Genomic DNA, 26140 nt, shown 5'->3' on the forward strand with positions numbered 1-26140 from the left:
ATTATGGTTGATAAGCCGTTATTGCCGGGTGTTTCGGGCGCGGCGAGAAATTCAAACCATTGAAATTACTAGACTTTTAGAGTTGGCACGACATTCGCTGTACTCCTCTCGAACCCGCCGGCTTGGGAGAGCTGAACGGTTCAGGAAGACCCGCTGGACGCCGCCTTGGGAGAGGCACCGAAAGCGGTATTCGTTAAAAGGGGAGATCGACCGGTGGAGAATGCGCTTCTCATCGGATTGTCGCGGCAGATGGTGCTGGAGCGACAACTCGACGTCGTTGCCAACAACGTCGCCAACGTGAACACCAACGGCTTCAAGGCCGATCAGCAGCTCTTCGAGGAGTATCTCTCCTCCAAGGCTCACGAGGACAATTTTCCGGGCGCGAGCCGCAAGGTGTCCTATGTCCAGGACCGCGGCACCTATCGCGACTTTTCGCAGGGCTCGGCCCAGCACACCGGCAACGCGCTCGACGTCGCCATTTCGGGCAACGGCTTCCTGACGGTGCAGACCGCCGCCGGCGAGCGCTACACCCGCGACGGCAATCTGCACATGAACAATCTCGGCCAGCTCGTCACCGCCGCGGGCGATCTCGTGCTCGGCACCGGCGGCCCGATCGTGCTGCAGCCGACCGACCACGACATCAACATTTCCCCCGACGGCACCGTCACGGTGGTCGAGGGCGTCAACCGCACCGATTCGATCCGCGGCAAGCTGAAGCTCGTCAGCTTCGCCGACCCGCAACAGGCGCAGAAGCAAGGCAACAACCTTTATTCCGCCGCCGGCGGCGTGACGCCGCAGCCGGATACGAAGTCGACCGTCCAGCAGGGCTACATCGAAAAGTCGAACGTGAGCGCGGTCGGCGAGATGAGCAGGATGGTCGAAGTGATGCGCAGCTACACCCAGGTCGCCAACATGCTGCAGGTCCAGAGCGACATGCGCAAGAATGCGATCGAGAAACTCGCCGACGTTCCGGCCTGACCGCGACAGATTTGAAGGAGACGTGACATGCAGGCGCTTCACACCGCGGCAACCGGAATGGCGGCACAGGAACTCAATGTTCAGGTGATCTCCAACAACATCGCCAACCTCCGCACCACCGGCTTCAAGAAGCAGACGGCGGCGTTCCAGGACCTGATCTACGACCATGTGCGCCGCGTCGGCGCGCAGTCCTCCGACCAGGGCACGATCCTGCCCGTCGGCATCGACATCGGCGGCGGCGTCAAGACCGTCGGCACGCCGCGCTCGATGACGCAAGGCACGCTGTCGCAGACCGGCAACAGCCTCGACCTCGCGATCTCAGGCGAAGGCTTCTTCAAGATCCTGATGCCCGACGGCACCTTCCAATACACCCGCGACGGCACGTTCCAGATGGACAATCAGGGCCGCATCGTCACGGCCCAGGGCAACCCGGTGCAGCCGACGATCAGCATCCCGCAGAACGCGTCGGGCATCACGGTCAATGCGCAGGGTCAGGTGTCGGTGACGCTGCCGGGGTCGACGACCTCGAACATCGTCGGCCAGCTCCAGCTGACGCGCTTCATCAACAAGGCCGGCCTGCAGCCGGTCGGCAACAACCAGTTCACCGACACGCCGTCCTCCGGCGCGCCGCAGGACGGCGTCGCCAACCAGGATGGTCTCGGCAGCATCACCCAGGGCAGCCTCGAACAGGCCAATGTCGACGTCGTGAGCGAAATGAGCGAGCTGATCGCCGCCCAGCGCGCCTACGAGATGAACGCCAAGGTCATCTCCGCCGCCGACCAGATGATGCAGTCCACCACCGCGCTGTTCCGCTGAGGCCTGAAGGGAGATCGCCATGATGACCCGAACCGCCCACTCGCTCGTCCTCGCCGCAGCCCTGCTCGCCTCGACTGCGATGTCGGCGCTCGCCGGCGATGCCGACACGCAGATCAAGGCTCCCGTCCTGCGCGCCACCGTCAACGTCACCGGCGATATTGTCCGCGTCGGCGATCTGATCGAGAATGCCGGGGCAGCGGCCAACATCGCCGTCTATCGCGCCCCGGATCTCGGCACCACCGGCCTGCTGCCGACGGCCCAGGTCATCGCAGCCTTGCGCAATCACCAGGTCATCGGCGTCGATGTCCGCGACATCAAGGAGGTCGCGGTCAGCCGTCTGGCCCGTGCGATCGATGCCAAGGAGGTCAGCGCCGCCGTGGCCCAGGCGCTCGAGCACCGCAACGGACTGGGCGACGCGGCCAGCCTCAGCGTCAGCTTCGACCAGCCGGTGCAGGACCTGAAATTCGATGCCTCGGCCAGCGGCACGCTGGCGCCGACGAGCGTGCGCTTCGATCCGCGCAGCGGCCGGTTCGACGTCAATTTCGAGCTCGGCAATGGCAACGGCGCGACCCCGATCAAGCTGCGCTACACCGGCGTCGCGGTCGAGACGGTCGAGACGGTCGTGCTGATCCGCAATGTCGATCGCAACGAGATGATCCGCTCCTCCGACCTGCAGATCGAGCGGCGGCCCCGCGCCGAGCTCGCCGGCGGCGAGCCCGCCTCGCGCGAGCTCGCGGTCGGCATGCAGATGCGCCGGGCGGTCCGCGCCGGCCAGGCGCTGAAGACGACCGACCTCGCCAAGCCCGACCTGGTGCAGCGCGACCAGACCGTCACCCTGATCTACCAGACCGCCGGCATCTACCTCACCACCCGCGGCAAGGCGCTGGAAGCCGGCACCGATGGCGACGTCGTCAGCGTTCTCAATCTGCAGTCCAAGCGCACGGTGACCGGCCGCGTCACCGGCCGCGGCCAGGTCTCGGTCGACATCGCCGTCGCGAAGCCCGCGCAGACGTCGGAAGCCGTGATGCCGGCGCCCGTCGCCGTCGCCAGCCGCCTTCCAGCCTCCGCCACCCCGAAAGCCGAGTAACTTCCATGTCCATGTTCAAGCTTGTTGCGCACAACTCTTCCGGCTTGCGGCGGGTCGCGCTGGTCTCGGTGTCCTTCGCAGTGCTGAGCTTCGCCGGCGGCTGCTCCTCGATCGACCGCATCTCGCAGATCGGCGAGCGGCCGAAGCTGACCGAGATCGACAATCCGACGACACAGCCGGGCTACAAGCCGGTGCAGATGCCGATGCCGAAGCCGGAGGTGGTGTCCTACGCGCCGAACTCGCTGTGGCGCAACGGCTCGCGGGCCTTCTTCAAGGACCAGCGCGCCCGCCAGGTCGGCGACCTCCTGACGGTCACGGTGAGCATCTCCGACAAGGCCAACATCGCCAACGAAACGCAGCGCAGCCGCACCAACAAAGAAGACTCGGGGATCACCGATTTCGTCGGCTCGAAGACGCTCGGCGCCACCGGCAAGAACATTCTGCCCGGCCGCATCCTGACCGCCGACGGCACCTCGTCCTCCGACGGCAAGGGCACCATCCAGCGCTCGGAATCGCTGACCACCAGCGTCGCCGCAGTCGTGACCCAGGTGCTGCCGAACGGCAATCTGGTCGTCGAAGGCAAGCAGGAGATCCGGGTCAATTACGAGATCCGCGAGCTGATCGTGGCCGGCATCGTGCGCCCGGAAGACATCCAGAGCGACAACACGATCGACTCCACCAAGATTGCCCAGGCGCGCATCTCCTATGGCGGCCGCGGCCAGATAACGGACGTGCAGCAGCCGCGCTACGGCCAGCAGGTGATGGACATCCTGCTGCCGTTCTGAGGCAGAGATCATGAGCGGACGACCGGGCGGATGCACCACGCCCGGTCGCATGAAGACACCGCCGAGCTGATCCGATCCGCGGTCGGTCGCCGGGACAACAACGAAGGACCCGCATGAAAATCCCTCCCCCTGCGGGAGGGTCAGGCAAGGAACGGCCGAGCGCGACACGGATCATCTCCCGCAGCCGCCGCCCTTCTCCTGAGCACGAGCTCCCACATTGTCCAACGCGAACCTAGGCGCAGCGGGCAATGTATACGCGGCCTCCGGTAGCTCCCCTGCCGGAGGCCGTGTTCGTTTGCGCGCATCACTGATCGAAGGCGCTGCCGAGCGGACGCCGGCTTGCGACGTCCCCTTCACACGAAGGCGGCCTCGACCACACCGAGCCCGTCCAGCTCCATGCGCACCCGGTCGCCAGCCTTCAGCCAGACCGTCTTCACCAGGCTCCCGGTCAGCACCAGTTCGCCGGCCTTCAGCCCCTGCCCGGTCGCGGCAAGATGGTTGGCGAGCCAAGCGAGCGCATGGAAGGGATGGCCCAGCACATCCGCTCCGGTGCCCTCGCCCGCCACTTCATCATTGATCATGGCGCGTCCCCTCACGGTGAGCAGATCCGGCAGAGCGGAGTGTGCAACCGCGGCGCCGAGCACGCAGCCGGCGGCGAAGAAATCATCCGCGATCAGGGTCGGTGCCCCCAACGTTTCCCATCTGACGTAGCGATCGTCCACGACCTCGATGGCCGGGTGACAGGCGCCGACGGCGGCCGCAACGCGCTCCGCCGTGAACGGCGCCGCCTCGGGCGGCAGGTTCCGCGCGAGCCGCGTCGCGATCTCGCATTCGACACCGACCCGGACGTAGCCGGTCGTCGGCAGGCTCACGCCGCTGCTATGGACCCCGGTGGCAAACACGCCGCCGGCACATGGGTGCGGGATCTGCAGATAGTCCTGCATCACCTTGCTGGTGCAGCCGATCTTGTAACCGACGCGGGCGCCCTGGCGGACCGCAACCTGCTCATGCAAAGCGCGCTGCACGGCATAGCCTGCGGCTTCATCTTCAGGCTGAAGCTCAGGCGGCAAGGCTCCGAGCGGTGTCAATGCGGCCCTGGCGCGGGCGATCATTGCAGCTGCGGCAGCCGCGGCATCAGCTTCCATGGACGTTCAACTCCGCTTGCCGACAGCTCCAACCGGCGCTGCAGGATTTATGGTGAAGAGATTGTTTATAAACGAGATTTCGAATCCCGTCTCAGCTTCATCTGCAGCCTGAAGACGCAGCCCGACGGCGCAACCGGCGTCGCAACGCAGGTCATCGCGCCAGCTGCCCGATCAAGCTCTCCGCGGTGGCCAGGATCGCTTCCTCGTTGGACCGCGGGCTCCACCCCAGCAGACGCTTCGCCTTGTCGGCGCTGGTCTCGCAATAGCGCCCCACGAGCGGCAACACGGCGCGCAATTGCGGGACTGCCAGGGCCAGCGCGCGCGCCAGCCAGTCTGGCAATTCGTAGCGCGGCGCCCGTCGCCCTGACGCCCCCAGCCGCACCCGCAGGAGCTCGGCGATCTCACGCAGTGACATCGGGGGGCCGGCGATGGCCAGGAAGCGCTCGCCCTTGGCGGCCGGCGCCGTCATCGCCCGCAGATGCAGATCGGCGACGTCGCGGACGTCGACCAGGCCGAAGCTGATGCGGGGCACGGCCGGGATCCGCCCGGCGAGGAGCGCCTGCACCATGGCGATCGAGGTCGAGACGTCCGGCCCCAGCACCGGACCGAGCACCGCCACCGGGTTGACCGTCGCCAGCTCCAGGCCGCCACCTTCCTGCGCAACGAAGTGCCAGGCGGCGCGCTCCGCCAAGGTCTTCGACTTCGGATAGGGTTGCACGGCCGGACCATCGAGCTCGCTCCAATCGGTCTCGTCGAACGGATGGCTGCGCCTCACGTGCCCGTAGCCGATCGCGGCAAAGGACGAGGTCACGACCGCCCGCTTCACGCCGGCATCGCGCGCGGCTCGCAGCACCCGCAAGGTGCCCTCGCGCGCCGGCACGATCAGCTCGTTTTCGTCTTTCGGCACATGGGCCGGCAGCGGCGAGGCGATGTGAAGCACGTAATCGCAGCCGGTTGCGGCCTGGGCCCAGCCATCATCACGCGTGAGGTCGGCCGCGTAGAACGACAGCGGGCCGGTGTCCGTCGCCCCGCCGCGCTGAAGCATCGCCAGCACCTCGCTCTGCCGAGCGGGCGTGCGCAAGGTGGCGCGGACGCGATGGCCGGCGGCCAGAAGCTGCAGGATCACATGCGTCCCGATGAAGCCGGAGCCGCCGGTAACCAGAACCTCGCTCATTGCGCCTGCCCCTCACCTGTCCTCCTGCGAGCTCCATGTTGTGACAGAACGCGATGGCGCCTCCATGTCAGAGCCGTCACCCACCATCCACAGCTGCGCGGGCCGTCAGGTCGCCTCGCCAACGGCCGCGGCCGGGCCTTGGCCGAGCGTTTCCAGCCAGGGCATGTCGAACTGGCAGGTCAGCCCGGTCTCGCCAAAGCTGCGCTGCAGATGTCTGACGGTGCGCGTCAGCAACCGGCTGCCGAAGCCGACCACCGGCGGTTCACGTGCCGGCGGGCCGCCGCTTTCCTGCCAGCGGACGTGCAGAACGTCGGCACCGAGCGACCAACTGACGTTGACGTGGCCGTCCGGGGTGGAGAGCGCGCCATATTTGCTGGCGTTGCAGGCCATCTCATGAACGACCAGCGCCAGCTGGGTCGTCAGCTCGACGGGGACCAGGATGGTCGGACCGTGGATCACGAGCTGATCGGGCGTGCTGGCGAAGGGCGCGACCTGGCTTTGGATCAGCGCCGCGAGATCGGCGCCCTGCCAGTCGTTCTCGGCGAGGCTGGTGTGTACCGTGGCCAGCGCATGCAGGCGCGAGATGAAATTGCGGACCTTGACGTCCTGGCGCGGCAGCAATTGATGCGCCAGCGACTGGACCACGGCGAGGCTGTTCTTGACGCGGTGCGCCAGCTCGTGAACCAGCAGCTCGCGCCTCCGGTCGGCCTCCTTCGCTGCGGTCACATCGATATTGACGCCGATCATCTGCAGATCGCTGCTGCCCTCCCCGGACAGCATGCGGGCGCGCGCCTCGATCCAGCGCACCGAACCGTCCGGCAGCGGCACCCGCCATTCCGAATCGAGCTCGCCGCTGATCAGGGCCTTCCGATTATCCCGGTCGGCGCGGTCCCGGTCTTCGGGGTGCACGAGCGCCAGCCAGTCGTCATAGGTGCCGGGGAAGGTCCCCGGAGCCAGACCGTAGAGCTCCTCGATCTCCGCAGACCAATGGCTGGTGTTGGACTTGCCGTCCCAGATGAACGTCCCGAGCCGGCCATATTTGGCTGCAAGCCGAAGCTGCTCTGCGCTGCGCGATGCATCGTCCCTGGCCTTGGCCAGCATCCTGAAGTTCTCCTGAAGGATGCGCGCGCTCTCCGCCTGTGCCCGCTCGGCTGCGGCAAGGCGTGCGTTCAGCGCCCGCACCTCTGGTGGATCGGACGCCGCAGCCTCGCCGGGAATGGAGTTCCTGACCGCGATGCTGCCGAGCGGCCTGGCGATGCTGGCGGCGATCGCGGCCGCGAGCAGCAGCGCGAGCCCGCAAATGGTCGTTGCCGCAATCGTGGCGGTCTTGACGGTCGATGAGATCGCCTGCGTGAACGCGCCCTGCTTGATGCCGACTCCGACCGTCCAGCCGCTCAGCTGCGGGTGCGCATTGGCATTGATGACGCGATCCCCCTCGATCGAGGTAAACTCCGCGATGCCGTCGACCGACGCATGCGCCCGCCAGCCGGCCGATGCGAGCTGGCCCGTGCTCGTGGCGTTCTTCGGGATACGGGTGATGTAGCGGCCGCTTTCGTCCATGATGCCGACCAGCCAATCGGCCGGCAGCTGCTGCTGGGCCAGCAGCCGGGTATAATTCGACTCGGGCATGGCGATCGACAGGCAACGGAACGGCTTGCCGTCCTTGAAGACGGGAATATCGACGGTTGCGACCCACGCGCCGGAGTTCGGCCCCGTGAAGATGTCCGAGATCGATGGCCGTCCCGATCGAAAGGCGCGGTCCTGGGAGCGGCGGCCCTCCGGCGTGCGCTCTCCGAGCGGCTTGCCCGGCGCGGACACCGTGTTGAGCAGGAGGTGGCCATCCACATCCGAAACGATGATCCAGCCGTCCCCGCTGACGGCACCGACGCGGCGCGCCTCCGCCTCGAAGTCGGTGAGATCCGCTGCGCTGAGCTCGGGCGACTTTGCAAGCACCTCCGCCAGCGCGATATAGCGGCGCAACTCGGCATCGACGGCGCCGGAGATCGTCTGGGCTGCATAAGAAAGGCCGCGCCGGATCGAATCGTCCGCCGACTGCGCCAGCGAGGCGATGACATAGGCAATCAGGCCGACGCAGGGCAGGAACAGAATGCCCGCCAGCAACAGCAGCCGTCCCTTGATGCTCATCCCGCCATAGGAACGCTGCAGCATCGGGAGTAAGCGCCCGAGCAAGCGCCTTGGCATTTCCGGCTCGCGCATGATCCCCCGCGGCGTGTTCCCAGATGGAACTGCCACCAACTCGGGAATAGCCGAAAGGTTCCTTGCAACGTGGGGAAAGGCTGAACCAAGGGGAACGGCGGGGACGCCCCCTGCGGGACTGCGCTCGATTCAGCCCACGAAAATACCGTCAGACCCAGAGCGCAGCGATACGACCGCACCCGGCGGGCGGCCGCAATCCCCGCTTGCTCTCACCGGCCTCGCGAATTACTCGTCGCGATAGACCTTTTCGCGCTTCTCGTGGCGCTCCTGCGCCTCGACCGACAGCGTTGCGATGGGCCGGGCTTCGAGCCGCTTGAGCGAAATCGGCTCGCCGGTTTCCTCGCAATAGCCATAGGTATTGTCTTCGATGCGCTGAAGCGCAGCGTCGATCTTGGAGATCAGCTTGCGCTGGCGATCACGGGCGCGAAGCTCGATCGCCCGGTCCGTCTCCGACGACGCACGATCGGCGAGGTCGGGATGGTTCACGTTCTCCTCCTGCAGAGCCTGCAGGGTGAGCTTCGATTCGCGCAGGATCTCCTCCTTCCATGCCAGCAGCTTGGCGCGAAAATACTCGCGCTGGCGTTCGTTCATGAAAGGCTCTTTTTCGGAAGGTTTGTAGTTCTTCAACTTTTCCAAGGTCAGCCCATCTGTACGTGCTGGCGCCGGTCTCGGCACCGGCGGACGGAATACGCCCGTTCGCGGCCGCGTTATATAGCGGCCTCATGTGACAGACAATATTTCCATCGAGACGGGCACCCCGCCGTTGCACAGGCAAATTCGCGGCCTGCCGGCGGGGGCTGTGGGGCAACCTCAATAACCGACCGTGAAACGGGCCCGCCGGTGCGCCGGACGCTCGATTTCGTCGGCCATGGCCACGGCAAAGTCCTCGAACGAGATGAAGCTCTTGCCCTCGGCATCGACCAGCAGCTGGTCCGTTCCGAGGCGGAACTTGCCGGTCCGGCTGCCGAAATCGATCATTGCGGACGGCGACAGGAAGGTCCAGTCGAGCTCTTTCTCCTGTCGGAGACGGTCAAGGAACGCCGCGCCCTTCTCGGCCTCGGCCTTGTAGGCCGCCGGAAAGCCTGGCGTCGTCACCAGCCGCACGCCCGGCGCGACCTCGAGCGAGCCGGCGCCGCCGACCACGAGGTAACGCGATACGCCGGAGTCCTTTGCCGCGCCGATCAGGGTCTCGGCATCGCTGGCCGAGAAATGGATCGAGCTGATCGCGACGTCGTGGCCCGCCCAGAGCCGCGCCAGCTCGGCGCGGTCATTGGCGTCGCCCTTGACTGCCGTGACATTGGGGTGCGCCAGGATCTTGTCGGGATTTCGGGCGATGCCCGTGACCTGATGGCCACGGCCGGCGAGCTCGGCAGTAATGCGGGATCCGGCACGGCCGGACGCGCCGGCGACGGCGATCTTCATCTTGCAACTCCTTAGGTTCGGTCTGGTTCGCTCGGAGCGGAGCCCTGGACGGGCGTCCCCGGTTTCCGATAGGAACTAGATAGCTGAACGACTGCTGGTGTTAAGAGCGCACTTCAAGATCACCTGGTCACGCCGGAGTAACCGATGAGAGCCGCGAACGTCTATTCGGCCGACTGCCCGACCCGCCAGATCCTCGATCGGGTCGGCGACAAATGGGCGGTGCTGATCCTGATCCTGCTTCGCAACCAACCCTTGCGCTTCAACCAGTTGCGCCGAACAATCGAAGGCATTTCGCAGAAGATGCTGTCGCAGGTGCTGAAGAGCCTGGAGCGCGACGGGCTGGTGCGGCGGCGCGCGATCGCGACGGTGCCGGTGACGGTGGAATATTCGATCACGCCGCTCGGTCTGACCTTGGCCGCCGCGGTCGATCCATTGCGCGACTGGGCGGAGCGGCATCTGAAGGACGTCAGCGCCGCACAACGGCGCTATGACGCGCAGCAGACCTCGAAGGCGGCGTAAGCGCGTCTCGACCTCAGCCCTGCCCGGCCTTGGCGAGTTCAACCTCGACGCGCAGCTCGATCTCGGAGAGGATGGTGTCGAGCCGCGGATCGCCCGAGGATTGCTTGAGGTCGGCCGCGGCGTCGCGCAGCCGCAGCGCCATCCGCGTGTCGAGCTTGCCGGACAACAGCGCGAGCTTGAGATCGTCGAGCACATCGAGCGCGCGCTTGCCGCGCTGGACCGAGCGCTTGCGCCGCTCCGCCGGATCCTCCTCGATCCCTTGCAGCGCCAGCAGCGCGTCGATATTCGCGGTCTGCTTCGGCGCCAGCGTTGCGCGCGTCTCCTGCGTCGTGCCGGCATCCGGCAACTTGAACCCGCCCGACGAGGTCTTACGCGTGGAGCTCGTGGACGTGCCCAGCGTCGTGCCGTTCGGACCGTAGATGCGCATCGATGGCTCCCCGCAAGCTTTGCGTGTCGGCACGGAGATTGGCTGCGCCGTGGTTAATGCGGCGTAAACGGCCCGGCAAATTCTGCCGGGGCGGCAGCTTCGTTCCCCCGGAGTAACCCTGGATCGCGACAAAGCTCACGATTGATTTCACACTCTTTCAATGAGTTAGCCAGGAGCATCCGCCTGGCACGACCCTCGCATAGTTAACTCCGATCATGCGGTCATGGGAGTGGCCAATTGATCTCTTGAAGAGCTCGAGGGGAGCATAGGATGCGCCGCGTCCGTACTACGCGCCTGTTTCAGGTCGCCTGCGCCGCTATTGTGGCGTTGGCATCTTCTGCCATGTCCGCGCATGCGACCTCGCGGATCAAGGATCTCGCCAATATCGAAGGCGTGCGCCAGAACCAGTTGATCGGCTACGGCCTGGTGGTCGGCCTCAACGGCACAGGCGATACGCTGAACAACATTCCATTCACCAAGCAGTCGCTGCAGGCGATGCTCGAACGCATGGGCGTCAACATCCGCGGCGCCACCATCCGCACCGGCAACGTCGCGGCAGTCATGGTGACCGGCAACCTGCCGCCATTCGCCACCCAGGGCACGCGCATGGACGTCACCGTGTCGGCGCTCGGCGACGCCAAGAATCTGCAGGGCGGCACCCTGCTCGTGACGCCGCTGCTCGGCGCCGACGGCAATGTCTATGCCGTGGCGCAGGGCTCGCTCGCGATCTCAGGTTTCCAGGCCGAGGGCGAGGCCGCCAAGATCGTGCGCGGCGTGCCGACGGTCGGGCGCATCGCCAACGGTGCCATCATCGAGCGAGAGATCGAGTTCGCGCTGAACCGGCTACCGAACGTGCGACTGGCGCTGCGCAATGCCGACTTCACCACCGCCAAGCGCATCGCCGCCGCCATCAACGATTTTCTCGGCGTCAAGACCGCCGAGCCGATCGATCCGTCGACGGTGCAGCTGAGCATTCCGCCGGAATTCAAAGGCAACGTCGTCGCCTTCCTGACCGAGATCGAGCAATTGCAGGTCGATCCCGATCTGGCCGCCAAGATCGTCATCGACGAACGCTCCGGCATCATCGTGATGGGCCGTGACGTCCGCGTCGCCACCGTCGCTGTGGCCCAGGGCAATCTGACCGTCACGATCTCCGAGAGCCCGCAGGTCAGCCAGCCCAACCCGTTGTCGCAGGGCCGCACGGTGGTCACCCCGCGCACCAGCGTCGGCGTCACCGAGGACGGCAAGAAGTTCGCGGTCGTCAAGGATGGCGTGTCGCTGCAGCAATTGGTCGACGGCCTCAATGGTCTCGGCATCGGTCCGCGCGACCTGATCAGCATCCTGCAGGCGATCAAGGCGGCCGGCGCCATCGAAGCCGACATCGAGGTGATGTAATGGCCACCTCCTTCGTCGATTCCTACGGCGGTCGCGTTCCGCTGAGCATGCCGAGCGCCGCGGCCATGACCAAGCCGCACGCCGATCTCGATCTCGCCGACGCCCTGACCAAAGTATCGCCAAAAGCGCAGGCCAAAGCCAAGGCGACCGCGACCGATTTCGAGGCCATGTTCCTCAACTCGATGTTCGCGCAGATGACCAGCGGCGTGAAGGGTGACGGCCCGTTCGGCGACACCCCCAGCACCGGCGTATGGCGTTCGATGCTGATGGAGCAATATTCGAAGAACTTCGCCAAAGCCGGCGGCGTCGGCCTTTCCAACGACGTCTTCCGCACCCTGATCCTGCAGCAGGCCAAGAGCAGCGGTTCGGGCGCCGACAATGGCAAAGCGTAGACGTAGGCGTTCACATCGCGGGAGTCCGTGCCGACTCGCGCCGACAGGAGTTACGAGATGACCGCACCGGGCCAGGCGAAGCCAACCACCTATGCAGCTACCGCCAGCGCGGCCGAGGCGCGCGCGCTCGCCGACGAGATGATCGGCGTGATGAGCGAACTGCTCACCGTGATCGAGCAGGAGACCGAGCTGGTCCGCGCCGGCAAGCTGCGTGAGGGCATGGCGTTCGGTCCGAGAAAGACCGAGCTCTCGCGTCACTACGTCACCACGGTGGGCCGTCTGAAGGCCAGCCAGCCCTTCATGAAGCAGACGACGCCCGAGCTGCTGGGAACCCTGCACCGCCACCACGATACCTTCCGCGCGATGCTCCAGGTGAACCTGACCGTGCTGGCCACCGCGCACGCGATCTCCGAAAAGATCGTTCGCGGCGTCAACGCGGAGATCCAGCGGCGCAACGTCCCCAACACCTATACGGCCGGTGGCCGGCGCGCTGCACCCGGTGCGCGGCACCTCACTCCGCTCGCGGTGAGCCGGACGCTCTGATCCCTGCTACGCCCTTCCGGCTTCGACGTTCAACAGCCGCGCCGCCGCCAAGGCCGCGCGGCTGTTGCCGTTGAATGGTCGGATAAGCTTAAAAGCCCGGCAGGTGTAGCAACGCGACGTTCATTCTATTTCCTAACATAACGTTGATTGGTCACGTGCATAGTTGCACTCGGGATGGGTTGGGAATTGACTCGATGGCCATGAGGAGGCTGCCATGAGTTCCGACTTCAGCGTGAGACCGGTAGGAGCGCCTTCACCTGCTCCGATACTCCAACCGTCGAGCCAGGCGGTGGTGAACGCTGTTCCGACGGATCTTCCTCCGAGCCAGACCGTGACCGCGGCCGAGGGCAGCACTCCTGTGCGCAACGACGTGCCGACCAACGTTGCCAACGACCTCTCGGTGTCGCATCAGGCCTATTATGATCGTGCCGCTGCCGCGCTGGTGTTCCAGGTCGTCAACCGCAAGACCGATCAAGTCGTGGCCCAATATCCCGACGAGGCCGTTCTGCGACGCCGCGCCTACTTCAACACGCTGGACATGCAGAAGGACTTGCAGAAGGAAGATCTGCCGCGGGTGATGCCCACCGACCGAACCGCCTGAGCCGCATTGGTCATCGCCCACCGCAACAAAAACGCCGCCCCAACGGGCGACGTCTGCGTTCTGGCACGGCTGCAATGCCGGCCGGATCAACTGCTCTGGGTGGCGTAGGCGGTGTCGAGATAGGTCTGGCCGGAGGCCGCGTCCGTCACCACGTTCTTGATCTGGGCCTTGCCTTTGGCCGTCAAGGTAAACTTGGTATCGCCGACCCTGAACGCGTTGTCCTTGATCAGAACTTCCTGATATTTGCTCACGCCCTCGCTCTGATAGCGAACCTTGGCGCGGAAGCCGTCGACATTGGAGACCGACACCGTGAACGACTTGCCGTTGGCGTATTTGCCGCTCCAGCTGCCTTGATACAGGCTCGGATCGACCGCGACATATCTGCCGCTGCCATGCGCGGTATTGAGCACGCTGGATTTGTAGGATGCGGACAGGATGCCGGTGATATCAGCCATGGCTATGCCTCTCCTCTGCCCGCTCCCGATCGATCAGCTGCGTCCGGACAGGCCCGCGGCGATATGGCAGTTGATGTCGATCAGCGATTTCAGCTTCGCCGGATCGGGATCCATCTGCATTTCGATCGTCTGCTTCATGACGAACACGCCGATATTGGCGATGTTCTGACGAATCTCGATCGAATTCGGATTATCGTTCATCTCCACTGCGCTCATGAAGATCGTCCAGAGACGACGATTGAACAGCAGTGCCTTGTACATGTTGCGGTCAGGACCATTCCAATTGGCCTGCACGTCCTGCAGCTGCCGCGCCGCCTTCAACAATGCCTGAGCTTCGATCTCCCGTGGTGATGCCGTCGTCTGCGACGTGCGTGCATAGGCTTGAGCGGCATATGACATCAAATACTCCGGACTGACGCGGGGACACGACCAAACTGCTCAGGTTTTGTACGTTGGCTGCCTTTAAAATATGGTTAGCAGCTGTTAGCGCATTTCACATCCAACCGTTGCAGGACACCGCGGAATCGCCGGCCCTGCTGGACGTCTTAATTTGTTGCGAACGCCGTGAGACAAAATCTCACGAACAGGATGCCGTGCAGCGCGGCCTGACCGCCTTCAGCCACACGAATTTCGTCGCATATTGCGCCGCTCGCGCGCTCGCGTCTGCGCCGCGCCAGCCGCATCAGCGTCACAGACAAAGCAAAAGCGGCGGGCCATGCCCGCCGCTTCGAAGAAGGAGATCGAGACGATCAGCGCAGCAGCTGCAGCACGCTTGCCTGCGACTGATTGGCCAGCGCCAGCGCGGACACCGCGATCGATTGGCGGGTCGACAGCGCCTGGCTGTTGGCCGCTTCCTCGTTGGTGTCGGCCAAGGTCAGATTCGACGAGCCAGTCTGCAGCACGTTGATCAGGTTCTTGTTGAAGTCCTGACGGATCTGCACGATCGAGAGGTTCGAACCGAGCGACGACGCTTCCGAGCGGATCGCGGTCGAAGCGCTGTTCAAGGTACTCAGGACCTTGTTGGCCGAATTGCTGTCGAGGAAGTCGGTGCCGACCACCAGCGCCGACAGGCCGAGGCCGGTGCTGTTGAACGTCACGCCGGTGATGTTCAGTGTCGAGCGGCCGGTCTCGTTGAAGACCAGTTTCAACGTATCGCCGTTGAGCAGGTTGATGCCGTTGAACGAAGCGTCCTGCGCGGTCGTATTGATCTGCGCGAGCACGTTGTTGTACTGCGCGATCAAGCCGGCTCGCGTGGTCTGCGAGTTGGTGTCGGCCACCGGGGTCGATGCAGTCACGCCGTTGAAGGCCATGCTGGAAGCGGTCGACGAACCGGCGACCGCGCCGATCGTCGACGAGGCCGCCTCGTTGGTCGTCAGGATCGTGAGCTGACCGGTTGTGCTCAGGCTGGCCTGCAGATTGTTCGAGGCAAGCGCGGTGTTGAGCTGCGCCAGGGTCGATATCTGCGACGCACCGGTGCCGAAGGTGATGTTCGTCGCGACACCGCCTCCTGTCGAGGCTATTGTCAGTGTCTGTCCTGACAATGCCGGTGCATTGCGTGTCGTCGTTGCGGCCGTCAATCCGAGCTTGGCCAAGGCCGTGCCCGAGACCGTCAGATCCTGCGCCGTGCCTGTCGCCAGCGCGATCTTGCCGCCGGTGACGCTGGAGGGGGTGGCCGTCGCGCCGGTCACCGAGTCGATGGCGGCGAGAAGGTTGCTGACGGTGTCGCCGACGCCGATATTGGTGCCGGCCGACACGGACCCGGCGACGAAGGTGAACACCACGCCGTTGACCACGAGGGTGTCGCCGGTCGTGATGCTGGAGGCCAGGTCGTTCGAGGTCGAGCTCGGGGTACCGGACAGTCGCGTCGAACCGGTGATCGCGACGGCGGAGCTCAGATTGTCATTGTTGACCGTGCTGCCGGTCACGAAATTGTTCGACGAGCTGCCGAGCAGGTTGTTCGCCGTCGCCCCGGGGATGACAGCTGACGTGATGCTCGACTTTGTGGTGTAGCCCGTGGGGGCCTGGAGGACCTGGCTCGCGATCGACTTGGCGCTGTCGACCAGCTTCTGGAGCGAGGTCAGGCCGGTATTCGCGGCTTGCAGAACCTGCACACCGTTGCCGATGCTATCGAGCAGGTTCGCGATGTCGCTCGCACGATTGTTGAGTGATTGCGCAGTGAAAAATTCGGTGGGATTGTCGAGCGCAGTGTTGACCTTGTTGCCGGTGGCCAGGTTGTTTTGTGTCGTGGCCAGCAGCGATGCCGTATTTTGCAAGGCCAGCAGGTTTTGGCGAACCGAAGCCGAAAGAACAATACCGGACATGTGTGTGAAACCTTCCTAGTTATTCACCAGGAGGTTCTAATCCACCCACTTTTAAAACATGGTTAATGGCGCTTTAAATTTGTTGCTTAATGAATGGTTACCATTCTCCCTGCTGCCCGCGCTTCGTCGTCGAACCAGTATTGATACGGGCCAGCGCCCCGGATCAGGCGCAAAAAAGCGGCGGGGTCTCCCCCGCCGCCTTTGATTTTTCGATGATGCGGCCGTGCCTCAGCGCAGCAGCTGCAGCACGCTCGCCTGCGACTGGTTGGCGAGCGACAGCGCGGACACCGCGATCGACTGGCGGGTCGACAGCGCCTGGCTATTGGCCGCTTCCTCGTTGGTGTCGGCCAGAGTCAGGTTCGACGAGCCGGTCTGCAGCACGTTGATCAGGTTCTTGTTGAAGTCCTGACGGATCTGCACGACCGACAGGTTCGAACCCAGGGTCGACGCCTCCGACCGCAGCGTGGAGCTGGCCGTGTTGAGCACGTTCAGCACCTTGTTCGCCGAGTTGTTGTCGAGGAAGTCGGTGCCCGCAGTCAGGTTCGACAGGCCGAGACCTGCGATGTTGAAGGTCACACCGGTGATCGACAACGAGGACTTGCCGGTCTCGTTGAAGGTGAGCTTCAGCGTGTCGCCGTTGAGCAGGTTGACGCCGTTGAACGAGGCGTCGGCTGCGGTGGTGTTGATCTGCTGCAGCACGTTGTTGTACTGCGCGACCAGGCTCGACCGCTGCGACTGTGCAGTCGCATCGGCCACCGGAGCCGCCGCCGTAAGACCGTTGAAGGACTGGCTGGACGCCGCCGCCGTACCACCGATCGCACCGATCGTCGCCGAGGCCGCATCATTGGTCGTGGTGATCGAGATCTTGCCGGACGACGTGTCGAACGAGGCCTGCAGGTTGTTGGCCGCAAGCTTCGTGTTGAGGTCGTTCAGCGAGTTGACCTGTCCCGTTCCCAATCCGAACGTGATGCTGGTCGCCGTGCCACCTCCTGTGGCGGCGATTGTCAGCGTCTGCCCGGACAGCGAATTGCCGACCGCACTGAGACCGAGCTTGGCCAGCGACGTACCGGACAATGTCAGGCCTGCCGCCGGCGGCGTCAGCGTGATCGCGCCCGCCGTGATCGACGAGGTCACGCCGGTCGCGCTCTGGATGGTCGACAGCAGGTTCGTAACGGTGTCACCGACGCCGATATTGGTGCCGGACGAGGACGTGCCGGCGATAAAGGTGAAGGTGGTGCCGTTCACAACCAGCGTGTCGCCGGTGGTGATGCTGGAGGCCAAGTCGTTCGACGAGGTGCCCGGCGTACCCGACAGCTTGGTCGTGCCGGTGATCGCCACCGCGCTCGAAGTGTTGTCGTTCAGCACGACGGAACCGGTGACGGCGGTGGTGCTGGCGCCAATCAGGCTCGAGGCGGTCGCACCGGCCAGCGCTGCCGAGGTCACGTTCGACTTGGTGGAGTAGCCGACCGAGCTCTGCAGCACCTGGTTGGCAATCGACTTGGCGCTGTCGACGAGCTTCTGCAGCGAGGTGATGCCGGTGTTGGCGGCCTGCAGAACCTGCACGCCGTTGCCGATGCCATCGAGCAGATTGGAGATGTCGGAAGCGCGGTTATCGAGGCCCTGGGCGGTGAAGAAGTTGGTCGGATTATCGAGTGCCGAGTTGACCTTCTTGCCCGTGGCGAGGTTGTTCTGGGTGGTGGCGAGGAGCTGAGCCGTCGACTGGAGCGAGAGCAGATTCTGGCGCACCGACGCCGAGAGAACAATACCTGACATTTTCATACCCTTCTGGTGTGAAACAAACTGCCCGATCCCTTCAGGATCAAGGCGACGCCCGCGATCGTCTGCGCGACCGGGCGACGTCCGTTAAGGTAAACAGGGGTAGCTAACAAAAGGTGAAACCCTGCCCTCGCGCAGACCGTTCCGGGTGCGGGTGCGAAGCCCCGCCAAGTCGGCCGCACGCAACCAATCGTCTCAAAAATCAGCGATTTTTCGCGGCAAATGCTGATGTTTACCGATCATTAACCATGTTCGGAAAGGATTGCTGCGCGCCGACTGATCGCGCCGCAGGCTCTTCGCACATTCTGCACCGGCCGCCGCATGGCCGCCGGCCTCGAGGAAGCAGGTTCGGCGCCGCACCGATCGCGGCAACGGAGAACGAGAATGGCCTTGAAAGTCGAACTGAAGCCGCATGAACGCATCATCATCGGCTCCTGCGTGATCACCAACACCGACCAGCGCGCGCGGCTCCTGATCGATGGCGACAACATTCCGATCCTGCGCGAGAAGGATATTCTGACGCCCGAGACCGCCGATACGCCGGCCAAGCTCGTCTATCTGGCGGTCCAGCTGATGTACATCTCCCCCGGAACGGACACCAATCACGGCACCTATTTCAATCTGCTGCGCGACATCATCACGACGGTGCCGAGCGCGTGGCCGATCATCGAGGCCATCAACGGCCATATCCTCAACGGCGACCTCTATCAGGCGCTGAAGGAGGCCAAGAAGCTCGTCGCCTACGAGAAGAAGCTGATCGAACAGGCCGAAGCCGAACAGCAGGCCGAAGCCGAGGCGCAGAACAAGCCTGTAAGCTCGGCGGCCTGAGCCGCCTCTCTTCCCAATCGCAAGGGCGCGGCCCCGCGACGGAACCGGCCCTCTCCTCGACGGCGAGCGCATGAAAAAAGCGGCGGGGTTTCCCCCGCCGCTTTCGGTTTTCTTCGATGATGCGACCGTGCCTCAGCGCAGCAGCTGCAGCACGCTTGCCTGCGACTGGTTGGCGAGCGACAGCGCGGACACCGCGATCGACTGGCGGGTCGACAGCGCCTGGCTGTTGGCCGCTTCCTCGTTGGTGTCGGCCAAGGTCAGGTTCGACGAGCCGGTCTGCAGCACGTTGATCAGGTTCTTGTTGAAGTCCTGACGGATCTGCACCACCGACAGGTTCGAACCCAAGGTCGACGCCTCGTTGCGCAGCGTGGAGCTCGCCGTGTTGAGCACGCCGATCACCTTGTTCGCCGAGTTGTTGTCGAGGAAGTCGGTGCCTGCGGTCAGGGTCGACAGACCCAGGCCGCCGGTGTTGAAGGTCACGCCGGTGATCGACAGCGTGGACTTGCCGTTCTCGTTGAAGGTGAGCTTCAGCGTGTCGCCGTTGAGCAGGTTGACACCGTTGAACGAGGCATCAGCTGCGGTCGTGTTGATCTGCGCCAGCACGTTGTTGTACTGCGCGACCAGGCTCGACCGCTGCGACTGCGCGGTCGCATCAGCCACCGGAGCCGCCGCCGTCAGACCGTTGAAGGACTGGCTGGACGCCGCCGCCGTACCACCGATCGCACCGATCGTCGCCGAGGCCGCATCGTTCGTGGTCGAGATCGTGATCTTGCTGGTGGCCGTGTCGAACGATGCCTGCAGGTTGTTGGCCGCAAGCTTCGCATTGAGGTCGTTCAACGAGTTGACCTGCCCTGTTCCCAGACCGAACGTGACACTGGTCGCCGTGCCACCTCCTGTGGCGGCGATTGTCAGCGTCTGCCCGGACAGCGAATTGCCGACCGCGCTGAGACCGAGCTTGGCCAGCGACGTACCGGACAATGTCAGCCCTGCCGCCGGCGGCGTCAGCGTGATCGCGCCAGCCGTGATCGACGAGGTGACGCCGGTCGCGCTCTGGATGGTCGACAGCAGGTTCGTAACGCTGTCACCGACGCCGATATTGGTGCCGGACGAGGACGTGCCGGCGATAAAGGTGAAGGTGGTGCCGTTCACGACCAGCGTGTCGCCGGTGGTGATGCTGGAGGCCAGGTCGTTCGACGAGGTGCTCGGCGTACCCGACAGCTTGGTCGAGCCGGTGATCGCCACCGCGGTCGAGGTGTTGTCGTTCAGCACGACGGAGCCGGTGACGGCGGTCGAGCTGGCGCCAATCAGGCTGGTGGTGGTCGCGCCGGTCAGCGCAGCTGAGGTCACGTTCGACTTCGTGGAATAGCCGACCGCGCTCTGCAGCACCTGGTTGGCGATCGACTTGGCGCTGTCGACGAGCTTCTGCAGCGAGGTGATGCCGGTGTTGGCAGACTGCAGAACCTGCACGCCATTGCCGATGCCATCGAGCAGATTGGAGATGTCGGAAGCGCGGTTGTCGAGGCCCTGGGCGGTAAAGAAGTTGGTCGGATTGTCGAGTGCCGAGTTGACCTTCTTGCCCGTGGAGAGATTGTTCTGGGTGGTGGCGAGAAGCTGCGCCGTCGACTGGAGCGACAGCAGGTTCTGGCGCACCGACGCCGAGAGAACGATACCTGACATTTTCATACCCTTCTGGTGTGAAGCAAATGACCCGATCCCTTCGAGATCGAGCGTCGTTGCGGGCCGAATGTGTCGACCTTGGCGACGGGCGTCACGGTGAACGGCAGTGGCTAACAAACGCTGAAGCGGTTGCAGCGACTTTCCGTTTCAATTCCACAGACAGGTAGTTAGTGCGGTCAGGCGCATCCGCGCCGGCCACGAAGGCCCGTTGAAAAGGCTCACGGATTTACCAAACAGGCCGGTTCTTCACGTCCCGTAAACCACCTTTGAAGAGGTTCCGAGCGCTCCCGCACCAAGCGCCTTTCACGGTGCGATGCGCGACGCGATCACAAGGCCAGCGGCGGCGACTCGATCTGCAACAGCGGCGTGAGGCCGGCGGCGCGCTGCCGTCCGAAGCTCAGCACCGCAGCGACCAGCCTCGCAATGTCGGCGCGCTGCGTCCGATGATTCACGATCGCCGCACGAATTGCGAGCCGTCCGTCCAGCGTGGTCGTCGACGGTGCGGCAATGCCGGATTCGTGGATGTCGGCGACGATCTCTCGATTGATCAAGTCAGCATCGTCGGCGCGGTAGCGGAAGCAGACGATGTTGAGATTGACCGGCGCAAGCAGCTCCAGCTCGGACTCGGCCAGGACGAGCGCCTCGAGCTCGCGTGCAAGCGCACAGCTGTTCGCGATCATCGTGCCGAGCGCATCGCCCCCGAAGGTCCGCAGCGTGAACCAGGTCTTCAACGCCCGGAAACCCCGCGACAGATCCGGCCCGAGATCACACGGCCATTCGGCGCCCGCCGCGAGACCGCGCGTTTCGCGCCGCAGATAGGCCGCCGGCGACGCGAACGTCTCCCGATGCCGTTCGCCATCACGCACGAGCAGGAATCCGGCGTCGTAGGGCACCTGCCCCCATTTATGAAAATCGAGCGCGATGGAATCCGCCTGCTCGATCCCGGCAAGCTTCGGTGCGAGCTCGGCCGACAGCATCGCGAGCGCACCGAAGGCGCCGTCGACGTGAAACCACAGGCCCTCGCCGCGGCAGAACTCGGCCACGGCCGCCAGATCATCGATGGCGCCGATGTCCACCGTGCCCGCCGAAGCGACCACGAGAAACGGATGCAGCCCGGCGTTGCGGTCCTGCGCGATCGCGGTCCGGAGCGCCGAAATGTCGATGCGGTGCGCGGCGTCGGTCCGGATGCAACCGAGCGCATCGCTGCCGAGGCCGGCAATGTCCAGCGCCTTGGCGATGCATCCATGCGCGGCGGTCGACGTGTAGGCGCGCAGCCTCCTGCCGGGCTCGCCAAGCCCTTGTTGCCGGACCGCGGCACCGAGCGCCGCGCGACGCGCCACCAGCACGGCCATCAGATTGGCCATCGAGGTCCCGGTCACGAAAAGTCCGCTGGCGCCCTGTGGAAAGCCGAACAGCTGCCGCGTCCAATCGACGACCTGCCGCTCGATCTCGATCGGCGCATGGTCGCGGCCGCCCAGATTGGCGTTCAATCCGGCCGCCAGCATCTCGGCAAGCATGCCGACCACTGTGCCGCCGCCATGCACCCAGCCCATGAAGCCGGGATGGACGTTGCCCGTGGCGTGGGGAACGACGAGCTCGTTGAAGTCGCGATAGACGTCGGCGAGATCGGTCGGAGCGCGCGGCAACTCGCTGCGAAAGCGCCCCCGTGTCGCCTCGGACATCGGCTGCCAGACCGGGCGGTCGCGGATGCCGGCGACGTAATCGATCATGTCGTCGAGCATGCGGTGCCCCTGCGCACGCAGCTCGTCCCAGTCCTGCGGGTCCAGCGTCGCCGCCGGCCGCGACAGATGATCGATGCGCGCGGCGGTGCTCACGCGGCGCGCTCGGCCGCCGCAGCGGCCCGCTTGGCGATCATGGCGGCGAACGCCGCGAAGATCTTCTGCATCTGCGGCGGCTTGTAGGGAAAGACGTCCGGCGGATCCATGTTGTGGACCACCGCCGTGTTGTCGGCCTCGAACACCAGCAGCGACCCGTTCTTGGTCTCTGCGCAATCGATGATGAAATAATCGAGGCCGATGCGCTCGGCGATGGCCGCGAGCACGGAGCGGTGACGGCGGCCGAAGCCGATGTCGAACGTCTGCATGAACGCCGCCTCTTCGAGGCGCTTGGCCTCGCTGGCGGCCATGCCGGCGTTGAGGTACCAGATGTCCCAGCGCCGCGCGATCGCCATGTGGCAGGCGTAAGCCACGCCATCGACGAAGACGACGCGATATTTGCGGAACAGGCCGTCCTCGCTCGCATAATCGATGAAGCGCGACACGAAGAACTCCTGCTCCTCGCGCTCGTCGAGATAAAGCGAGAGCTCGATCGGCTCATCGACCTTCTCCAGGCCGACGCCGGCATGCGAGCCGCGCGGCCGGACGATAATCGGAAAGCCGAGCGCGGCAGCGACGTCCTCGATCGGCTCGCGCTCCTCCGCGACCTCGTTCAGCCGCTCGCGGCTGACCGGAATGGTGGCCGGGATCGAGAGACCCTCGATGCCTTCGAGCAGCGCATGCAGCTTGTCGCGATCGAGATGCCAGATGCGCTGCGGCGGATTGAGCAGCGGGCGCGGCCAGCGCGCCGCGACGGCGTCGATTTCGCGCAGCGTATGCTGGCAATCGTCCGAATCCGAGGCGATGACGATGGCGACGTCGTGGGCCGGCAGCGGCGACGGCAGCTCCGCACCCGGGACGATGTAGAGCAGCATCAACTCGATGTCGCTGTCTTCGAGCAGGAACTCGATCGGCGTGTTGCTGCCCATGTCGGTGGCGGCCGCGAGCGCCAGCACGCGCAGCCGCGGCGGCGCATTGCCGCCCGCCACGCGATAGAGCTGATGCGATTGCAGCACGTCGTGCTGGATCGCCAGTCCGGATGCCTTGTCGCCGCGCAGCTGCGCCATCAGCGCGAGGTCGAGCCCTTCCCCCGGCGCGGCGGTGCCGCCGAGCAGCTTGGCCAGCAATGCGGTCCATTGCGGCTCGAGATCCTGGCCGTCGAACGCGGCCTTGGCGATCTTGGCCATGCCGATCCGGTCGGCACACCCTGCGCATGCCGAGTCTGCGAGCGCGAGCAAATCAATTGGCATTGCAGATATCCCTGAGATCCTGGCTGCTCACATCCGACACGAGCAGCTCTGTTTTGGCGACGACGTCGACGATATGGTCGATCTCGGCTTCGAGATTGATGCGGCAGCCGGTGATGTCGTCACACCACGCCTCGGTCACCTGGCGAGCGCCGATGCACAGCCGCAGCGCGGCGATCGGCGCTTCGCAGGGACGTTCGATGCGGACCGGCTGGCCGACGAGACATTGACGGGCCGCGACACCGGCCAGGCGCCCGCTGAAGCGGCTGCTCAAATCCAACTGCAGCGCGCGATAGACGGCCTGAGTTTCGCCGACGCCGAGCAGTTGCCCGTGGCGCTGCAGCGCGAACGGGAAGATGGTGGCAAAGCCGAACTCACCATTGTCGTCGTCCGCAGCCAGCTCGCGGCGCGCGATCGGACGCAGCACGGGTGACAGCACCAGCAGGCTGTCGATCGCCTCGCCGAGCTGCCTGATCGCCATGCGGCGAAATGCGACGGGCACACGGTGATAGGCCGCGATCTCCTCGAGGGCCGCCTCCCAGCGCAGCCATTGACCGATATTGGCGCGCGGCACCGAGCGCGCCCGCAGATCGGTCCAGTTCACCGGCCAGTCAGAACGATTGACGTAGTCGAACACGCCGGACGCCACCGGACCGCCGTCGCGCAACGCCGACGACACGGCGCGCGGCACCAGCAGCGCTCCGCTGAAGGCCGGACCGCCGAAGAATTTGGAGCCCGAGATCAGCACCAGATGGCCGCGCGCGAGATGGTCGCGCAGCCGCGGCCCGCCAAGCCGCATCTGGCACGCATCGACCACGACCTGAACGCGGCCGGGCCAGCGCTGTGCCACCTCCTCGAGGCATTCACGCCCCGGCGCCTGCCAGCCGAGCTTCGAGGCGTCCATCACCTGCAGCAGCACGTGGCGTCCATCGCGAACCAGGGCATCGACGGCGCCGAGCACCGCCGCGTCGATGTCGCTGCGCGGCTGCAGCGTGCCGCCGTCCAACAGCGGCAGCGGCACGGCCTCACCGGACAGGCCCTCGATCGGCGCCTCCCTGGTCACAGCCACGCCATTCGCCGTCCGCGTGCTGAAATGGCTGCCGCGCATGCTGGCCGCCGTCCCGCTGCCGGTCTGGTCGGACGCCACGATCACGCTGGTCACGGCATCACCGAGCAATGCCCGCGTCAGCGCCAGTGCGTGCAGCTGCGAATCCGTTCCGGATGGCGAGAAGACGATGTCGACATCATCGGGCAGAGCGAGATGCTGCCGCAACTCGCAGCGCATCTCCTCGGTGCGCCGGTCGAGCGCCGCCTCCAGGCCGATCGAGATCGCCGCATGCATCAGCTGCTCGCGTGCGCGCTCCACATGGGCATAAGCGCGCTCGGAAATCGGCGAGGCCGTGCTCGAGGCAAAGCACAGCAGGTCGGGCATGGGCGCCGGCCCGCAGCCATAGGCGCTGCGGCCCCAGGGCCGGTCCAAGGCAAGGCGGGTGTCGCCGCCATCGATCAGAAGATCGCCGAGCAAGGCGAACAGGTCGCGCAGCCCACCCCCGGCGCGCTGCGGCGGCCGATCGGCCCCCGACGAGTCCCTGATTTCCGACCGGGTCGCAGCCGAATTCATCGCGCGATCATCAGGCCGCATCGACTGCAGCAGCGGTCGGGACCGCCATTGCCGACGCGAATTGCGAGGCGACATTGCCATAGAATACGGCTGGGCCGACGTGATCGAGCCGGCTGTCGAGATCGGCCCAGATCTCGCCGCCGAGATCGGTCCAGCGCCTGCAGAACGCGAAATCCTCGCTGAGATAGGTGCCGGTCTCCGGCTCGATCATGCATTCGAACAGTGCGAAACGGTTGGGGCTGCCGGCCAGCGCATCCTGCGAATGCTCGCGCAAGAACCGCAGCGGCGCATAGCCCGGATGGGCGATCATCGCCTCGATCGCGCGGCGGCGGATCATCAGGAAGCCGGTGCCGGCGTATCGCACGCGGGTGAAACCATTGACCACCGCGACGTGATCCGGATTGTCGATCTCCAGAACGTAATCCAGCGCCGCCGCCGGCACGTCCATGCGGTTGTCGCTGATGGCCCGACGCGCCTTGGTCCAGTTGACCTTCTTGATCGGATAGACACCGGCAACCATGTCGCCGCCGGACTCGATCAGCCGGAACACCTGCCGGGGCGTGAAGCCGATGTCGGCATCGACGAACAGCAGATGCGTGGCAGTCGGATCGTTGAGAAACAGCGTAACCAGATTGGCCCTGGCCCGCGTGATCAACGCGTCGCCGTCGCGCATGTGAACGGTGAGGTCGACATTCGACGTGGTTCGCAGCTCCCGCTGCAGGGCGAACAACGAGCTCGCATAGATGCTCGACACCTGGCCGCCGAAGCACGGGGTCGCGATCACCAAATGAATCCGCTCGTCGGTCACGTCGCTCACGTCAGCCTCCAGATGAAGAGGCTCCCGCCCCGGATCTGAATAAAAGCTAAAGAGACGTGGTT

25 protein-coding genes are annotated in these 26140 nt (G+C 65.1%); 10 read left to right on the forward strand and 15 right to left on the reverse strand.

Annotated elements, in window-relative coordinates; genetic code table 11:
• Positions 1-213 precede the first annotated feature (213 nt).
• The 4 genes from flgF to flgH are packed head-to-tail and all read left to right on the forward strand — an operon-like array spanning position 214 to position 3666.
• Positions 214-978, forward strand: coding sequence for a flagellar basal-body rod protein FlgF (flgF, locus tag BBTA_RS25725; protein ID WP_012045431.1), 765 nt, complete (start codon positions 214-216; stop codon positions 976-978).
• A gap of 27 nt (positions 979-1005) precedes the next feature.
• Positions 1006-1794 carry a flagellar basal-body rod protein FlgG gene (gene flgG, locus BBTA_RS25730; RefSeq protein ID WP_012045432.1) on the forward strand — a complete coding sequence of 263 codons (789 nt, stop codon included), beginning with the start codon at positions 1006-1008 and terminating at the stop codon, positions 1792-1794.
• Positions 1795-1813: 19 nt separating this feature from the next.
• On the forward strand, positions 1814-2881 hold the full coding sequence (gene flgA, locus BBTA_RS25735) for a flagellar basal body P-ring formation chaperone FlgA (RefSeq protein ID WP_012045433.1): 1068 nt from the start codon (positions 1814-1816) through the stop codon (positions 2879-2881).
• A gap of 5 nt (positions 2882-2886) precedes the next feature.
• Positions 2887-3666: a flagellar basal body L-ring protein FlgH gene (flgH, locus tag BBTA_RS25740; protein ID WP_012045434.1), complete on the forward strand. Its 780-nt coding sequence runs from the start codon at positions 2887-2889 to the stop codon at positions 3664-3666.
• A 353-nt stretch (positions 3667-4019) separates the two neighbouring features.
• Here flgH and BBTA_RS25745 read toward each other — a convergent pair whose 3' ends face one another.
• The 5 genes from BBTA_RS25745 to BBTA_RS25765 form a co-directional block, all read right to left on the reverse strand.
• The gene (locus BBTA_RS25745) at positions 4020-4811 is read right to left on the reverse strand and encodes a 2-keto-4-pentenoate hydratase (RefSeq protein ID WP_012045435.1); all 792 of its coding nucleotides are present in this window, start codon (positions 4809-4811) and stop codon (positions 4020-4022) included.
• Positions 4812-4962: 151 nt separating this feature from the next.
• Positions 4963-5985, reverse strand: coding sequence for an aldehyde reductase (locus BBTA_RS25750; protein ID WP_012045436.1), 1023 nt, complete (start codon positions 5983-5985; stop codon positions 4963-4965).
• Between the two features lie 105 nt (positions 5986-6090).
• On the reverse strand, positions 6091-8154 hold the full coding sequence (locus BBTA_RS25755; RefSeq protein WP_244424116.1) for a sensor histidine kinase: 2064 nt from the start codon (positions 8152-8154) through the stop codon (positions 6091-6093).
• Positions 8155-8427: 273 nt separating this feature from the next.
• The gene (dksA, locus tag BBTA_RS25760) at positions 8428-8793 is read right to left on the reverse strand and encodes an RNA polymerase-binding protein DksA (protein WP_172114412.1); all 366 of its coding nucleotides are present in this window, start codon (positions 8791-8793) and stop codon (positions 8428-8430) included.
• Positions 8794-9012: 219 nt separating this feature from the next.
• Positions 9013-9624 carry an NAD(P)-dependent oxidoreductase gene (locus BBTA_RS25765; RefSeq protein ID WP_012045438.1) on the reverse strand — a complete coding sequence of 204 codons (612 nt, stop codon included), beginning with the start codon at positions 9622-9624 and terminating at the stop codon, positions 9013-9015.
• 144 nt (positions 9625-9768) lie between these two features.
• Between BBTA_RS25765 and BBTA_RS25770 the strand changes: the two genes are divergently transcribed.
• Positions 9769-10143 carry a helix-turn-helix domain-containing protein gene (locus tag BBTA_RS25770; protein ID WP_012045439.1) on the forward strand — a complete coding sequence of 125 codons (375 nt, stop codon included), beginning with the start codon at positions 9769-9771 and terminating at the stop codon, positions 10141-10143.
• A gap of 13 nt (positions 10144-10156) precedes the next feature.
• Here BBTA_RS25770 and BBTA_RS25775 read toward each other — a convergent pair whose 3' ends face one another.
• Positions 10157-10570: a flagellar assembly protein FliX gene (locus BBTA_RS25775; protein ID WP_012045440.1), complete on the reverse strand. Its 414-nt coding sequence runs from the start codon at positions 10568-10570 to the stop codon at positions 10157-10159.
• A gap of 270 nt (positions 10571-10840) precedes the next feature.
• Here BBTA_RS25775 and BBTA_RS25780 point away from each other — a divergent pair, with 270 nt between their 5' ends.
• From BBTA_RS25780 to BBTA_RS25795, 4 genes are all read left to right on the forward strand, one after another.
• On the forward strand, positions 10841-11965 hold the full coding sequence (locus BBTA_RS25780) for a flagellar basal body P-ring protein FlgI (RefSeq protein WP_012045441.1): 1125 nt from the start codon (positions 10841-10843) through the stop codon (positions 11963-11965).
• Positions 11965-12357 (forward strand): flagellar assembly peptidoglycan hydrolase FlgJ, encoded by a 393-nt coding sequence (gene flgJ, locus BBTA_RS25785; RefSeq protein ID WP_012045442.1) that lies wholly within the window; start codon positions 11965-11967, stop codon positions 12355-12357. Before BBTA_RS25780 ends, flgJ begins: the two co-directional genes overlap by 1 nt.
• 57 nt (positions 12358-12414) lie before the next feature.
• Positions 12415-12900, forward strand: coding sequence for a hypothetical protein (locus BBTA_RS25790; RefSeq protein WP_012045443.1), 486 nt, complete (start codon positions 12415-12417; stop codon positions 12898-12900).
• Positions 12901-13114: 214 nt separating this feature from the next.
• Positions 13115-13501 (forward strand): hypothetical protein, encoded by a 387-nt coding sequence (locus BBTA_RS25795; protein WP_012045444.1) that lies wholly within the window; start codon positions 13115-13117, stop codon positions 13499-13501.
• A gap of 86 nt (positions 13502-13587) precedes the next feature.
• Here the strand turns inward: BBTA_RS25795 and BBTA_RS25800 are convergent, their stop codons facing one another.
• From BBTA_RS25800 to BBTA_RS25815, 4 genes are all read right to left on the reverse strand, one after another.
• Entirely contained in the window at positions 13588-13956 is a 369-nt protein-coding gene (locus BBTA_RS25800; RefSeq protein WP_012045445.1) for a hypothetical protein, read from the reverse strand.
• A gap of 33 nt (positions 13957-13989) precedes the next feature.
• Positions 13990-14355: a flagellar biosynthesis regulator FlaF gene (flaF, locus tag BBTA_RS25805; protein ID WP_041750890.1), complete on the reverse strand. Its 366-nt coding sequence runs from the start codon at positions 14353-14355 to the stop codon at positions 13990-13992.
• A gap of 350 nt (positions 14356-14705) precedes the next feature.
• Positions 14706-16277: a flagellin gene (locus BBTA_RS25810; protein ID WP_012045447.1), complete on the reverse strand. Its 1572-nt coding sequence runs from the start codon at positions 16275-16277 to the stop codon at positions 14706-14708.
• A gap of 228 nt (positions 16278-16505) precedes the next feature.
• A complete protein-coding gene (locus BBTA_RS25815; protein WP_012045448.1) occupies positions 16506-18050 on the reverse strand; it encodes a flagellin in 1545 nt (514 codons plus the stop codon).
• Between the two features lie 387 nt (positions 18051-18437).
• On the opposite strand from BBTA_RS25815, the gene flbT reads away from it, so the two are divergent.
• Positions 18438-18881, forward strand: a complete 444-nt coding sequence (flbT, locus tag BBTA_RS25820) for a flagellar biosynthesis repressor FlbT (RefSeq protein WP_041750891.1) — start codon at positions 18438-18440, stop codon at positions 18879-18881.
• 132 nt (positions 18882-19013) lie between these two features.
• On the opposite strand, the gene BBTA_RS25825 is transcribed toward flbT, so the two are convergent.
• The 5 genes from BBTA_RS25825 to BBTA_RS25845 all read right to left on the reverse strand — a co-directional run bounded on the left by BBTA_RS25825 (position 19014) and on the right by BBTA_RS25845 (position 26078).
• On the reverse strand, positions 19014-20558 hold the full coding sequence (locus tag BBTA_RS25825; protein ID WP_041751618.1) for a flagellin: 1545 nt from the start codon (positions 20556-20558) through the stop codon (positions 19014-19016).
• A gap of 326 nt (positions 20559-20884) precedes the next feature.
• A complete protein-coding gene (locus BBTA_RS25830) occupies positions 20885-22393 on the reverse strand; it encodes an aspartate aminotransferase family protein (protein ID WP_012045451.1) in 1509 nt (502 codons plus the stop codon).
• Positions 22390-23580 (reverse strand): RimK family alpha-L-glutamate ligase, encoded by a 1191-nt coding sequence (locus tag BBTA_RS25835; RefSeq protein WP_012045452.1) that lies wholly within the window; start codon positions 23578-23580, stop codon positions 22390-22392. Before BBTA_RS25835 ends, BBTA_RS25830 begins: the two co-directional genes overlap by 4 nt.
• A gap of 52 nt (positions 23581-23632) precedes the next feature.
• Positions 23633-25261, reverse strand: coding sequence for a hypothetical protein (locus tag BBTA_RS25840; RefSeq protein ID WP_012045453.1), 1629 nt, complete (start codon positions 25259-25261; stop codon positions 23633-23635).
• Between the two features lie 10 nt (positions 25262-25271).
• Positions 25272-26078, reverse strand: a complete 807-nt coding sequence (locus tag BBTA_RS25845; RefSeq protein ID WP_012045454.1) for a hypothetical protein — start codon at positions 26076-26078, stop codon at positions 25272-25274.
• Positions 26079-26140 lie beyond the last annotated feature (62 nt).

The sequence above is a fragment of the Bradyrhizobium sp. BTAi1 genome (genome assembly GCF_000015165.1).
Classification (GTDB): Bacteria; Pseudomonadota; Alphaproteobacteria; order Rhizobiales; family Xanthobacteraceae; genus Bradyrhizobium; species Bradyrhizobium denitrificans.